Here is a 13,929-nt window from a genome sequence, read left to right as displayed (position 1 = left end):
TAACAATTATATGATTCGAGTTCTCAGTTCCTGTTTCATTGACTCTACATTAGATTCCTCTCATCCCTTATGTCAAGCCTAATTGAGATGCTCTTACCCTGTCACATCAACTCCTCTAATTCTCAAACCGTTAGCTATTGCATTACCAACATTTTCATCAAGGTGAAACTTAATCTTGTTTGACATTTTCACCCTTTAATATTTTTGCAACTAAAGATGGTTTATTACCTTGTAATTGTTTAGCAAAAGCTTCTCCCTCTTCAATGTGCTGTCTAATTTCTTCTCTGTGATCATGATAATAAGCCAAAGCTGCATAAACATCTGCAAGAGAAATACTAGGATATTGATAAACAATTTCATCAGGTGACATTCCCATCCTTTCATGCCAAATGACAATATCTTGAACCTTAATTCGATGTCCAGCAATACGCGGTTTTCCTCCACATACTCCCGGAGTAATAACTATGTGTTCTTTGCTAACAGATAGAGTAGTCATAAACTGTGATTTTCATGAGTTGGTAAAATTATCTCATATTTTATTATATAAAAATTAATATTTCCGCTTCAATTATTCAACAGAAATCACCGGAACAAAAAAAAGATTCTACTTTGGTATCACCCAAAGCAGAGCCTTATATAATTCATTCCCATACTCTGTATGGGAACGAGAAAAACGAGAAAACGAGAAAAAACTAACTCAAAACCCAACTAACCAAAGTCCTGACACCAAAGCCGGTTGCACCTGCACCGTTGTAGCCATTTTCCTTATCTGTCCAAACGGGGCCGGCAATATCTAAATGCGCCCAAGGGGTATCTTTCACAAATTGCTTGAGGAACAAAGCCGCAGTAATGGAACCACCATAACGGGGGCCTGTGTTTTTCATATCCGCAATACCCGATTTTAACCCGTCAAAATATTTGTCTTCCATTGGCATCCGCCAAATTTTCTCACCTGCGGCTTCTGAGGCTGTTTGCAGTTGGGAAGCGACAGCATCATCAGGAGTAAATAAACCGGCGATATCGTCACCCAAAGCTACCACACAAGCACCTGTGAGAGTAGCTAAATCAACGATCGCATCTACTCCCAATTTTTCGGTATATACCAAGGCATCAGCCAAGGTTAAACGCCCTTCTGCGTCAGTGTTGTTGACTTCGATTGTTTTGCCATTAGAAGCGGTTAAGATGTCTCCTGGGCGCATAGCACGACCGCTAATCATATTTTCCGTAACTGCGGAAATAAAGTGAACTTCCACATCTGGCTTTAACTGTCCAATGGCTTTAGCTGCACCTAATGTGGCCGCTGCACCACCCATGTCAATTTTCATGGTTTCGATGCCGCTTCCTGCACCTTTGATATTAAGTCCACCGGAGTCAAAGGTTAAACCTTTACCGACAATTGCTAATTTGCGTTTCGGTGTTCCTTCTGGTTTGTAGATGAGGTGAATAAATTTCGGTGGTAAGTCGGAGGCTTGGGCTACTCCTAAAAATGCACCCATACCTAGTTTTTCACATTCTTCTTTTTCCAAGACTTGGATTTCTAAACCGTGATCTTTTGCGATCGCGATCGCAGTTTCTGCCATAGTAATAGGTGTCACTGCATTAGCTGGGGCTGCTACTAACTGCCGTGCTAAAATTACCCCAGAAACAATTTGATTAGCACGGGTAATGGCTGCTTCTTGTCCAGTTAATCCTAGTAAATCAATTGTTTCGATATTGGGACTTTTATCTTCTGGCTCGGATTTAAAGCGCGTATCTTGGTAAAGTGCCAGTTGTGCGCCTTCGGCTATAGCTTGAGCCGTTGCCGCAGGATCGTTGTTAAATACTGGTAGACTAATTCCCAGAGTTTTGGTTTTTTGCTTTTTAGCAGTTCGCGCTACCGTAGCCGCAACACGGCGTAAAGTTTCTAGTTTCAGCGCGTCTGGTTTACCTAAACCGACCAAAATCAATTTCCGCACATTGTTTCCAGCACCTACCCGCGTGAAAATGGTGCTATTGACTTTACCAGTAAATTCTTCTTCGGCAATCAGTTCTTTGAAGATGCCGGCGAATTTCTCATCTAAAGCTGCCAACTCACCAGTTAATTCTACTGCATCTTCAAATAAGGCGATCGCTAAAGTATCACCACTCCAGTCTAATAAAGCTTTATCACTAAGTTGAATCGTCATTTTTGTAATGTTCTGTAAACCGTCCTTCTTGTACCAGTATTGCTTAAAATTTCAGGATCATGGGGAACGGTGTTTTGAGTACTCGTTTCCATGTCTTGTAGATTAACTCTATAGGTAGATGGTCAAAAAGTGCAATTTACGCATATGTGTATTTAAAATAACCATTGTGTCTTTGCAACTGCTAAGAAGTGTAGAAAGTTACACACACTTGGGAACTTGTCACTATGCATTAAGTCATAGAAAAAATCCAAATCAAGTAATTTAACTGACCAACCAAGTCATAAAAGGATTTCAATGTCACACAAGTCTTCCTTCACGTTGTTTTGCAAAGATGTTTTAACAGTTACAAGCCTATCCGTCATAGCTGCTGTCTCTGTTCCCTCTCAAGTTCTCTCTTTAACAACTCAAATAGCAGATATACAAGATAAAACTGTTGGTGAACCACAGCAAAAAAACTACTCATTTATAAATCAGTTGACTGGAGAAGAATCAAATTTTCTCCTGTCTAAAAAAGATAAAGATGATGATAATAACAACAATCGCCGCCGAGGTGGTGATGACGATGACGATGATGATGACGATGATCGTAGAAATAATCGCAGACGTTATGACAATGATGATGACCGTGATAATTATCGCAGAGGTGACGATTACAGGGGGGGATATCATCGTTCATCAAAATTATATCGAATCAGAGATTGGAATTGCTTCTTCAAAGTAGGAAGGTTAGTTAATTCCAACCGGAAAGCATTGGTCATACACCTAGATATCTTAGAAAAACCAGTTACTAAATACGCAAATGTCGTCTACACAGTCTACGCTCGTCAAAACAATCGTTGGGTGCAATTTTATAGCAGTACCGGATCAAGACTGATTGAAAAGAAAAGAGGAAAATTCTCCTTGACCCCAGAGGTAATAGAATTTAACAAACTGCGGGTAGGTAATCTTGATTGGTCAAGATCAGACTTAAGATTTGTCACCGAAATTCGCTACGATTCCAACAACAAACGAGACCAAAGATTAGTATTTGAAGATGTGTGGAACTATAGTTCGATTACGGAAATTAGTAGTATCAGTCAGCTAACGACAGTCAGTTACAGAACTACCAAAAAGGATTATGATGATAACAACAACTATCGCAGACGTGATGATGACGATGATGATCGCAGACGCGAATATCGTCAAGTAAAGAATCGTTACTCATCAAAAGCGTTTAGGAGCAAAGACTGGAATTGCTTATTTAAATTAGGCAGGTTAGTTAATTCCAATCAAAGAGCCTTCGTTTTACATCTAGATATCCTAGAAAAACCAGTTACTAAATACGCAAATGTAGTCTACACAATCTACGCCCGTCAAAACAATCGTTGGGTGCAATTTTACAACAGTACAGGAGCAAGACAGATTGCCAAGAAAGGAAAAAAATACTTTTTAACTCCAGAGGTAATAGAATTTAACAAACTGCGACTAAATAATATTGACTTATCGAAGTCAGAAATAAAATTTGTCACAGAAATTCGCTACGATTCTCAGAGCAGACGTGAGGAAAGATTAGTATTTGAAAATAGCTGGAACTATAATTCGATTACGGAAATTAATAGTATCAGTCAACTGGATATTGTCAGCTTTTAACAAAGGCTGAGGTCTTGCTTACAGCAATTTTCATGTATTTAGACCACACTGTTGATTTCTCCTTGTACTTCTGCGTCTGGAGCGTGAGAAAAGAATGAATGTGGTTCATTTACCTGAAAATGGCTGTAATTAGAAAATGAATGTAAGTGTAAAGATATTCCTGAGAACATCTCTACATTTACATTTGTAAGGATTTAGCAATGCTAAACCCATACTGAACACTGAACACTGCTGTATAACTAAGGATACAAACCTCTATCAGTCAAAGCCTGGGCGACTCTACCCACACCCAGAGTATAAGCAGCTAACCGCAGATTAATCCGTCGTGCTTTTGACTGTTCAATCACCTTGCGGTAAGCCTGTACCATTAAATGTTCCATTTCCCGGTTCACTCGTTCTTCATCCCAGAACAGGTAAGAAAGACCTTGTACCCATTCTAGATAACTCACCACCACACCCCCAGCATTGGCTAAAATATCCGGTAACACCGTTACACCACGCGCTTCTAGGACTTGATTTGCTTCCAATGTCACAGGGCCATTAGCAGCTTCAGCAATAAACTGCGCTTGTATCTGATGGACATTTTCCTCAGTAATTTGATTTTCCAAAGCTGCGGGAATCAAGACATCACAAGGTAAAGTCAATAAATCTGCATTACTAATTGATGTAGCTTGGGGGAAACCGACAACACTTCTGTGGTTTTCAGCAGCGTAGGCTTTCAAAGCCGGAATATCAAGACCAACTTCCGAAAATACACCTCCAGCACCACTGGAAACAGCAATAATTTTTGCTCCTGCATTGTGTAATAATTCAGCCGCAGCCCCACCTACATTACCGAAACCTTGAATTGCAACTCGCACACCTTCAAGGGATTTACCTTGCTCTGCCAGCGCTTCACGGACAATAATCATTACACCCCTGCCCGTAGCCATTTCCCTTCCGAGAGAACCACCAACCGAAAGCGGCTTACCAGTCACCACACCTGGTACAGAATGACCAACATTAACAGAATAAGTATCCATCATCCAGGCCATTTCACGGGCAGAAGTACCCATATCTGGCGCGGGTATATCTACGGAAGGACCAATATCTTTAATTAACTCACTAATATAACGGCGACTAATGCGTTCTAATTCACGCACGCTGTACTGTTTAGGATCTATGGGAATTCCACCCTTCGCACCACCGTAGGGAATACCCAACAACGCACATTTCCAAGTCATTAACATTGCTAAAGCTGAAACTTCCCGCAGTGTTACAGCCTGATGGTAGCGAATTCCACCTTTATATGGGCCTAAAATATCGGAATGCTGTACTCGATGTCCAGCGAGAACTCGTACTTCTCCATTATCCATTTTTACTGGAATGGAAACTGTCACAACTTTGCGGGGATGGCTAAGTATTTCTACTATACCAGCATCTAGTTTTAATTCTTTCGCAGCCCATTCTAAATAGCTACAAGCTTGGTCAAACGGGCAAATATGCGCTGGAGAGTGATTTTCCCAGACTGGGCGAGACGTTGTCACCATAAGAGAACTCCTCATCACGCTATTTCGTGAACCGGATTTATATGATTAGCTTACCCTCTTTTTTCCAGAAAATATCAATTTTGTAGTTTTTGTTACAGTTTTATTGGCACGGGGATGCAATGAAGGGTAGATTCCAATGCACAACAGCTTATCTAAGACTTACGCACAAGTCACGTCAGATTAATAAATATAACTATTTCATCAAAACGGGTGTAAATTCTGTATATCATTACGTAACTTGACGAACACACAAGTTTAAACACTATACCGGGGCTGTATTTATAGGCAATAACACCAATTAATATATGTTTTGACATATTAGGTAATCTCCGTCCAACAGAACCAATCTTAAGAAATGGTGTTCCGGTATGTGGTTAAAGAACTGTAGATATTACAAAACAATAAGAACTATGAACACACAATTTTCCAGAAAACTACTCCAACATCTATTCAAAAGATAGTTTTCGGAGATGTCTAATAGATATCTCCAAAAAGAATTAAGTTATGGTATGAACACATAAAACTAAAATAGTGTTTTTACAAAGTATTACTAAATATAATTATATTTTTTTATAGCGCAGATTTTTTAAGTTTCAGGAATTTTATCTTTATTAAAGAGAATTTTGAGAAATTTATCTAAAGATTGAGAAGGTCTTTCTTTCCTCCATACCGCAGTTGATCGGGCGTAGTATATGGGATGATGAAGAGGCATAAACACAACTTTAGGATGAGGCAATGCGCTTGCTTCTCGTGGCATGACTGCTACCCCTTGGCCTGATGCAACAAGAGCGATCATGGAAGCATGACTATCAGCAAACAGATGGATATTCGGTATGAAACCAGCTTTTTGGCAAGTATCACGAATACGATCATTCCGCCCTGGAAAAGTTTCTTCAGACATCCCAATAAATTTTTCAGATGCAAGTTTTATCAGATTAATCGAAGGAAGAGATGCCAATGTATGCGTATCAGGTAGTAAAGCATCGATAATAACTTCCTTAACACATTTAACTATAAATTCTGGCTCTAAATCATCCGGTGGATTACCCATAAAAGCAATATCAATGGTTCTATTCCACAACGCTTTCACTTGGTCACTAGGAAACATCTCTTGGAAACGTACAGCAATGTCAGGATAGGTAACTCCAAAACGATGTAACGCTTCACCTAAAAAACTCTCCAAGATAGTTGGGATATAGCCAACTACTAAAGGATCATTTGTATTTGCGTAATTATTCTTGATGGTTTGAATAGCGATATTACTGCGATTCAAAATATCCTTTGCTTGTTCGAGAAAAAATTTCCCAGCTTCAGTGAGTTTCAACCCATCCGATTGTCGGATAAAGAGGATAACAGTCAGTTCATCTTCAAGATTTTTTATTTGACGGCTTAACGCAGGTTGTGAAATATACAGTTGCGTAGCAGCACGACTAAAATTGAGGTTTTCCGCAACCGCTATGAAATATTTAAGATGCCGTAATTCCATAATTCTGTGGTGTATGCTTAAAAGTTATAACTGCCATCATTATAAAGCATTAGACTTTATTTATGTATTTTATTATGCTGAATTATTAGAAATCTGTTGAATATGAGAACTCAACAGTGGAAATTAACAATTAGATTACTAAACTCCATTTAGAAATAAATAACTCTTATAAATAAAAGAAACAATGGAAACCCCAAAACAAACTTTAGAAGAATTAAAACGGGTATTTACCAAGATTGCTGGAGAAGATAAACAAGTTGATCAAGCTGAGTTTAAGAAATCATTAGGCTTGAAAGACGAATATTTTGCCGACAGACTTTTTGCCATATTCGATACTGATAAAAGTGGCACTATCCAAATAGAAGAATTTTTAGCTGCTGTAGAAAACCTTGTTTTTGCAACTACAGAACAAAAACTTGAATTTGCTTATAAATTACATGATATCAATGGGGATGATTGCATTGACAAAGCAGAAATTGCTCACTTGATTACTGCGAGTCTGAATGAAAATAATCTCAGTTTCAAACCGGAACAAATTAACGATTTAGTCGATATATTGTTTCTAGAAGCCGACAGAGACAACAGTGGGGAAATTTCTTTTGCAGAATTTAAAGGTTTAATCGGCAAATTTCCTGATTTAATTGAAGCAATGACCGTCAGCCCTGTTAGCTGGCTCAGACCTCACAAGCAAAACTCTCAAACAGTTGCTTCTCCAGAAAACAAGCGGACAAAAAAGGATTACATCAAGCATTACATTGAAAACAATTGGGTCAAAATTGCTTTTTTAGCCCTCTATTTTGCTGTCAATATATTTCTTTTCTTTGGGGCAGTTGATCGATATGCAAATTTAGGGGCAAATGTATATGTTCAAATTGCCAGAGGTTGTGGTGCAACACTTAACTTCAACGGGGCGCTAATTCTCATCCCCATGCTACGGCATTTTATGACTTGGCTTCGCAAAAGTAGCCTTAATGACTATTTACCCATAGACGAAAGCATCGAGTTTCATAAGCTTATAGGTCAAGTCATGTTTGCCTTGGCAATTGTGCATACGATCGCACATTTTCTCAATTACACTACCTTACCTGCGCCCTTTCTACAAAGTTTATTGGGGACAAAAGCTGGTTTATCGGGATTTTTATTACTGCTAGTGTTTACAATTATGTGGGTAACAGCGCAAGCACCTATCCGACAAGGTGGAAAATTTACGCTGTTCTATATAGCTCACATGGGGTACGGTTTGTGGTTTATCCTGGCGTTAATTCATGGGCCAGTTTTTTGGCAGTGGGTTTTATTCCCTGGACTGGGATTTGTGATTGAATTAGTTATTCGTTGGCGGGCAACAAAACAAGCAACTGTTGTAGTTAATGCCTCTTTACTTCCCTCTAAAGTTTTAGGTTTAGAAGTTCAACGTCCAGGAGCTTTCAACTATCAACCAGGAGACTATTTATTTATTAAATGTCCCAGTATTTCCAAATATGAATGGCATCCATTTACAATTAGCAGCGCCCCAGAAACACCAGATATTTTATCTTTACATATACGCGCAGCAGGAAGTTGGACTGGTAAGTTATATCAACTTTTTCGAGAGCAAAGGGAAGAATGGATACGTTCAAGTAGTTCTCAACCTGAGCAGGGAGTTCCAGTTTATTTAGATGGGCCTTATGGTACACCAAGTACACATATTTTTGAATCTAAATATGCTGTGTTAATTGGTGCTGGTATTGGTGTAACTCCCTTTGCTTCTATCCTGAAAAGTATTTTGTACCGCAATCAACATAATTCTTCTAACATCAATTTGCAGAAGGTACATTTTTACTGGCTAAATCGAGAACAAAATGCATTTGAATGGTTTGTGGAACTGTTATCACAAATCGAAGTTGAAGACACTAACAAACTCTTTGATATCAATTTATATCTCACAGGCGCACAGCAAAAATCAGATATGAAGTCTAGCACCCTGTTTGTGGCGATGGATTTGTTGCACTCTCAGACAAAGGTGGATTTAATCACAGGCTTAAAGAGTCGCACAAAAACTGGTCGTCCAGATTGGGATGAGATTTTTAGTGATCTAGCAAAACAGCACGCACCCCATAAAGTTGATGTATTTTTCTGTGGGCCGCCTGGACTGTCAACACAGTTGAAGAGTCTTTGTAGCAAATACGGATTTGGCTATAGGAAAGAAAATTTCTAGCCTAAATTTAGATAATGAATCTGTTGCCAAAATTATGAAAATAGTTGCTAAAATACTTGTAAATTAGGAAAAAAATCAAAAAAGTATGGATTATTCAATTCATAATTCGCTCACAATAGATAGGCAATCATCTATTACTTGAGCAAGATTTTTCCTGAAAGTTTAACAAGTGTTGTTGAAGTAAAAAAGCGAGAAGAATGAAATTAGACAAATTTGTTCTGGCACAAAATATGGCTTTCCTGATATCTATTCCCCCAGAAAGCAATCTAGCTAAATTACTGGCTTTTTGTTTAGCTACAAAGGCTAGGGAAAATACCACAGGGACAAAAATATTGGAGCTAACTTATGAGTTAATGGAAAATCCATCTAAGTTGCCTTATTGGACTCAAGACATTATGGGACAGGATTTAGATTACACAACAGAGGAATGGAAAGCACTGGGAGAAATGGGTATTAAGGACGCTAATGATTTTATGAATAAGCTTTGGCAGGAATTAGAAAGTTTGAATTTGTAATTGCTTTTTTTAATCACAGATATTTTCTGGTTACAGGGATTCTATAAACAGTATGAATAATTTACCAAAAGAGCATCTATCATCAAATATAATTCCTAACTCGGAACCATCTAACCAAGTAGGAGAAAACAATCATCAAAAAGGAAAGGTGTATTTCATTCGGCATGGAGAAAGTACCAGCAATGAACGCAATATTTTTGCAGGTGTATTAGATGTAGATTTGACTGCATTTGGTAGATTGCAAGCGCGTCAAGCAGGTTCTGACCTCAAGAAAAAAGGGATGAAGTTCGATGCAGTATATGTCTCTCACATGAGACGCGCACGACAAACTTGTGAAATTGCCCTTGCTGAAAGTCAGGCTTTGAAATCCTCTGATGTTCCTATTCAAATCGACCATCGAATTAGTGAAAAATCTTTTGGCATTTTTGCCGGTCGTAATTTGAATTTGCTGCGTCTGGCTTTGAGCTACGAAGGCTTCGAGGAAATGTTGCATTCACATAACGAAGCACCTCCGGCTGGCGAGAAAATTGCACAAGTTTACGGACGCGCTGCAAGTTTTTACCAAGAGCGAATCGTACCACATTTAGAACGGGGTGAAACTGTTCTGGTGGTGTGCCATCAATATGTATTAGAACCGTTAGCACTTTATTTAAGTAATCTGCCTCCCACTGCTTATAAACATCTGAAACTTCCTAACGGTAAAGCACTCTCTCAAGAGGAGTTAGTCAAGTTTCGTGATAAGGAATCCGGTGGTGCAGCTTCTGTGCGTAAACAGATCAATGATCTGTCAATTATGTGGGCAATTTTTCTCTATGCTGCTGCTTTCTTACTAGGATGCTTGGTAAGGGCATTAAGTGCCTCCACAGGGGGAATACCATCAGAACTATTTCGAGGCATAATTGTTGTTTGTCTGGCTGCTTCGACGTTTTATACTTACCTGGATATTGACTTTGCAGCGAGTAAACGCAAAGTAACTTCAACTGTGAAGTATATAGTCTACGGGTGGATGTTAGTAAGATGGATAGTTGGGCTATTTTTAATATTTTCGGGAATTTTGTATCAAAGTCCAGGGGATTTGTACAAAGTTATGTGGGTGCTTTTTTTGATGGTTCCACCCGCTCTTACTTCCCCAGTTTTATCGGTACTTTGGGGCGGTAATCTTTATCCTTCGGCTATCTTATCCAGGACTTTATCAATCATCACTCCAGTTGCTCTAGTTGTCACATTTGGCTTGGCAAAACAATTACCAATTAACTCTTCAAGCCTGATATTTTTCGGAATTATTCTCATTCTTGGTCTGGCAATACCGGGAGCTTTAGCCCAATTTTGGCGTGATAAATCTCCTGTTGAATCAAACCACCACAGTAAGAACTGGAAATTTATTGGAGTGCTTGCTGTCGCATTCATGGCTTTGGCAACTGGGTTTCAGTTTACTCCGCCAACATTCATTTCCGACTTATTTTCATCAACAGATCCGAACCGTTCCCTAGCCTGTTTGCAACAACTAGCAGTAGCAACATTAGTTTTTATCTTAATCCGTATCTCTGCCGTATTAACTTCAGTATTGACAACAGGCAAGCTGAATAAGGCAGAAGCTAGGGATGCTTATATTCTGCTTGTGAATCCTAATTTTTTCCTGTGGGCTTCTCTTTTTCTGGGAGTGACTACAACTGCAAATCCAGAAGCTGTAAGATATGCAATTTTTTGGGCAGCATTAGGGTTTTTCTCCATACCACTCATCGAACAAATATTGTTTATGAATTCATTTGGTAATGAATTATTGAGAGAAACTTTACGCTCTTCCAGAATGGCAACAGAAGATATCAGAAAGCTTTTTCTGGAATTGGATACAGATGGAAGTAAAGCACTCGATAAAGACGAAATTATGGAGCTTTTAGGACGAATAGAGGATATGACAACAGGTGAACGTAGCTCCCAAGAAATCAGAAGATACATAACTGATTATCTGTTCAACACTCTAGACGCAGATAAAAATGGCACAGTTGATTTGCAAGAGTTAGAAGAGTATGTATCAACCTATGGGTTAGTTGCTAACCTTAATGTTGTCTCTGGTTCTACATTAGTAAACAATTAACTTCCAAAAATTTCATCTTAATAAAGAGAATCTCATCAATGAAACAAGGAAACTAAATATGTCAGTATCATTGATGAGTTCGAGTTAAAGACACTATTGCTAGCATGGAGATTACCTTCTAACTAATGAAGTTGATGAATACATGGAAAAATATGATGATAATAAAGACTTGAAAATTTCCTTAGAAGAATTTTTTAAAATGCGTCCAATTTGGTCTTTTCCTTACTCTGATATAATTCTCGCCAAATAATCAATAAACCAGTATGACGTTAAACATTGAACTCTTAGAGCAAAGTTTTGAGAAGGTTAAACCTCGCGCTAATGAATTTGCAGCCAGCTTCTATGAGAATTTGTTTAACGCTCACCCAGAGGTGAAACCGTTATTTGCCAATACTGATATGGTAAATCAACAGAAAAAGCTGTTAAATTCCCTGGTTTTAGTGGTAGAAAATCTCCGCAACCCAGAAGCTTTAGGGCCAGTTCTCAATGCTCTAGGAGGTAGACACGTTGGTTATGGAGCTATTCCCAATTATTATGAACCAGTGGGAGAAGCACTGCTGTTGGCGTTTGAGCAGTATCTTGGCGAAGATTGGACTTCTGAAGTTAAAAAAGCCTGGTTAGATGCTTTTACAGCTATTACTACTTTGATGTTAAAAGGTGCAGGTGTAGATCATGTACCAACAACACAAGTTAAATTAGATAACTCTGAGATAGCAGCAAATTCAGAACAACAAGAAGCACAAGCAGCACAAGCAACTACAAAACCAATTGAGCAAAAAATTGAGGAAATTCCCCAAGTAAAAGTAGCGGAGCAAATATTAACAGAAATACCAGAAGAATCTTCAGAATTACCTGTAGAAATATTGGTAAATAGTTTTGAAAAAGTTAAACCTCGTGCTGATGAATTTGCAGCCAGCTTTTATGAAAATTTGTTTAAAGCTCACCCAGAAGTGAAACCACTGTTTACTAAAACAGATATGAAAAACCAAGAGAAAAAACTGTTAAATTCTCTGGTTTTGGTAGTAGAAAATCTCCGCAACCCAGAAGCTTTAGGGCCAGCTCTCAATGCTTTAGGAGGTAGACACGTTGGTTATGGAGCCATTCCCAAATATTATAGACCGGTGGGAGAAGCACTGCTAATGACGTTTGAGCAGTATCTCCAAGAAGATTGGACTCCTGAAGTTAAAAAAGCTTGGCTAAATGCTTATAGAGCAATTACTGCGTTGATGTTAAAAGGTGCGGGGGAAGAATCTTCGCCTCAAGTTGTCCAAGCTGAGAAACCTGCTGTTTTACCAAAACCTGTCCAAGCGGATAAACGTTTTATTGTATCAAAATCTGCAACATTAAAAACCGAAATTAAAAAAGAATCTCAGCTATTTCAGCCCTCAGCAGAGCTAGAGAAAAAATCTCTGATATCAATTCAGTTAGATGGTGAAGTTTTAAAAGAAATTATCAATAATATTACCGCTAATTATCAGCAATTTAAAACCAAAATATCTGAACAGCCATTAAGTGAAGTCCTCAAACAACTTCCTGCTAAACTTATTGATGCTTTCTGGATAGCACCAGTATGGTTAGTCGCTATTATTTCGGCAGTTATGTTTACGGTAGTTCTTGTAATTGTCGATGACAACTCTTTACTAGCAGAAGTTTTAGGTGCTGCTGATACTATCAGTCTAGTGGTGGCGCTAGTTTTATTTATTAAAGAAGCTCCAGATCGCAGAAAACAATTTCATTATCAAGCCTGGAGTACGGTTGATGCAGCACACGATGTTAAAGTTAGTTATGCGAGAATTTTGGCACTGCAAGATTTGAATGAGGATGGTGTTTCTCTGAGAGGTTTGGATGCTCCTGGTGCAGAGTTAGTAGATATTAATCTTCCTCATGCCAATTTGAGTAAAGCCAATTTAATAGAAAGCGATTTTACAAATGCTAATTTGAGCTATGCCAATTTAGATAATGCTAATCTCAGTCAGGTTAAACTTAGTGGTGCAAATTTAAGTCATGCAAAACTGGGTTTTGCTCGCTTGAGTGAAGCTAACCTTAATAGTGCCAATCTCAGTAATGCGAATTTGATTTGTGCAGATTTGAAAAATGCTAACTTGAATGGTGCAGATTTGAGAGATGCTAGTTTAAGTGGTGCGAACCTGGAAGGAGCTTACCTAACTGGTGCTAATCTCAAAAATGCTAAGGTGAGTGATTATGAACTAAGTAGTGCTTTCCTAGAAGGTGCGATTATGCCTGATGGCTCACGATATAAATCTTCAGTTAGCGATCGCTCTTAAATCGATGGATACTATAATTAAATTCCTTTTA

General features: G+C 38.5%; 9 protein-coding genes. 5 read left to right on the top strand and 4 right to left on the bottom strand.

Going from position 1 to position 13,929, the window contains the following annotated elements; all coding sequences use genetic code 11:
• Positions 1 to 169: 169 nt before the first annotated feature.
• Both H6G59_RS25700 and H6G59_RS25695 read right to left on the bottom strand, forming a co-directional pair.
• Positions 170 to 496 (bottom strand): DUF433 domain-containing protein, encoded by a 327-nt coding sequence (locus tag H6G59_RS25700; protein WP_190720501.1) that lies wholly within the window; start codon positions 494 to 496, stop codon positions 170 to 172.
• 196 nt (positions 497 to 692) lie between these two features.
• Complete coding sequence (locus H6G59_RS25695) at positions 693 to 2,165, bottom strand: leucyl aminopeptidase (protein WP_190720498.1); 1,473 nt, start codon at positions 2,163 to 2,165, stop codon at positions 693 to 695.
• Positions 2,166 to 2,459: 294 nt separating this feature from the next.
• On the opposite strand from H6G59_RS25695, the gene H6G59_RS25690 reads away from it, so the two are divergent.
• Positions 2,460 to 3,794, top strand: coding sequence for a hypothetical protein (locus H6G59_RS25690; RefSeq protein WP_190720494.1), 1,335 nt, complete (start codon positions 2,460 to 2,462; stop codon positions 3,792 to 3,794).
• Positions 3,795 to 4,033: 239 nt separating this feature from the next.
• On the opposite strand, the gene H6G59_RS25685 is transcribed toward H6G59_RS25690, so the two are convergent.
• Together H6G59_RS25685 and H6G59_RS25680 are read right to left on the bottom strand one after the other, a co-directional pair.
• Complete coding sequence (locus H6G59_RS25685) at positions 4,034 to 5,323, bottom strand: Glu/Leu/Phe/Val family dehydrogenase (RefSeq protein WP_190720491.1); 1,290 nt, start codon at positions 5,321 to 5,323, stop codon at positions 4,034 to 4,036.
• Between the two features lie 586 nt (positions 5,324 to 5,909).
• Positions 5,910 to 6,809, bottom strand: coding sequence for a LysR family transcriptional regulator (locus H6G59_RS25680; protein WP_190720488.1), 900 nt, complete (start codon positions 6,807 to 6,809; stop codon positions 5,910 to 5,912).
• Positions 6,810 to 6,993: 184 nt separating this feature from the next.
• Here H6G59_RS25680 and H6G59_RS25675 point away from each other — a divergent pair, with 184 nt between their 5' ends.
• The 4 genes from H6G59_RS25675 to H6G59_RS25660 all read left to right on the top strand — a co-directional run bounded on the left by H6G59_RS25675 (position 6,994) and on the right by H6G59_RS25660 (position 13,898).
• A complete protein-coding gene (locus H6G59_RS25675) occupies positions 6,994 to 9,003 on the top strand; it encodes an EF-hand domain-containing protein (protein ID WP_190720485.1) in 2,010 nt (669 codons plus the stop codon).
• Between the two features lie 197 nt (positions 9,004 to 9,200).
• Positions 9,201 to 9,518: a hypothetical protein gene (locus H6G59_RS25670; RefSeq protein WP_190720472.1), complete on the top strand. Its 318-nt coding sequence runs from the start codon at positions 9,201 to 9,203 to the stop codon at positions 9,516 to 9,518.
• Between the two features lie 52 nt (positions 9,519 to 9,570).
• Complete coding sequence (locus H6G59_RS25665) at positions 9,571 to 11,613, top strand: histidine phosphatase family protein (RefSeq protein ID WP_190720469.1); 2,043 nt, start codon at positions 9,571 to 9,573, stop codon at positions 11,611 to 11,613.
• 263 nt (positions 11,614 to 11,876) lie between these two features.
• The gene (locus tag H6G59_RS25660; protein WP_190720466.1) at positions 11,877 to 13,898 is read left to right on the top strand and encodes a pentapeptide repeat-containing protein; all 2,022 of its coding nucleotides are present in this window, start codon (positions 11,877 to 11,879) and stop codon (positions 13,896 to 13,898) included.
• The last annotated feature ends 31 nt before the right edge of the window (positions 13,899 to 13,929 follow it).

Source organism: Anabaena lutea FACHB-196, assembly GCF_014698305.1.
Taxonomy (GTDB): domain Bacteria; phylum Cyanobacteriota; class Cyanobacteriia; order Cyanobacteriales; family Nostocaceae; genus Anabaena; species Anabaena lutea.
The sequence above is the reverse complement of the archived record's forward strand: the minus strand, read 5'-3'. Positions and strand labels throughout refer to the sequence as shown.

Excerpts from the sequence above, each read along its gene's own strand:
- H6G59_RS25700 (WP_190720501.1), bottom strand. The coding sequence starts at position 496 with ATGACTACTCTATCTGTTAGCAAAGAACACATAGTTATTACTCCGGGA.
- H6G59_RS25695 (WP_190720498.1), bottom strand. The coding sequence starts at position 2,165 with ATGACGATTCAACTTAGTGATAAAGCTTTATTAGACTGGAGTGGTGAT.
- H6G59_RS25690 (WP_190720494.1), top strand. The coding sequence starts at position 2,460 with ATGTCACACAAGTCTTCCTTCACGTTGTTTTGCAAAGATGTTTTAACA.
- H6G59_RS25685 (WP_190720491.1), bottom strand. The coding sequence starts at position 5,323 with ATGGTGACAACGTCTCGCCCAGTCTGGGAAAATCACTCTCCAGCGCAT.
- H6G59_RS25680 (WP_190720488.1), bottom strand. The coding sequence starts at position 6,809 with ATGGAATTACGGCATCTTAAATATTTCATAGCGGTTGCGGAAAACCTC.
- H6G59_RS25675 (WP_190720485.1), top strand. The coding sequence starts at position 6,994 with ATGGAAACCCCAAAACAAACTTTAGAAGAATTAAAACGGGTATTTACC.
- H6G59_RS25670 (WP_190720472.1), top strand. The coding sequence starts at position 9,201 with ATGAAATTAGACAAATTTGTTCTGGCACAAAATATGGCTTTCCTGATA.
- H6G59_RS25665 (WP_190720469.1), top strand. The coding sequence starts at position 9,571 with ATGAATAATTTACCAAAAGAGCATCTATCATCAAATATAATTCCTAAC.
- H6G59_RS25660 (WP_190720466.1), top strand. The coding sequence starts at position 11,877 with ATGACGTTAAACATTGAACTCTTAGAGCAAAGTTTTGAGAAGGTTAAA.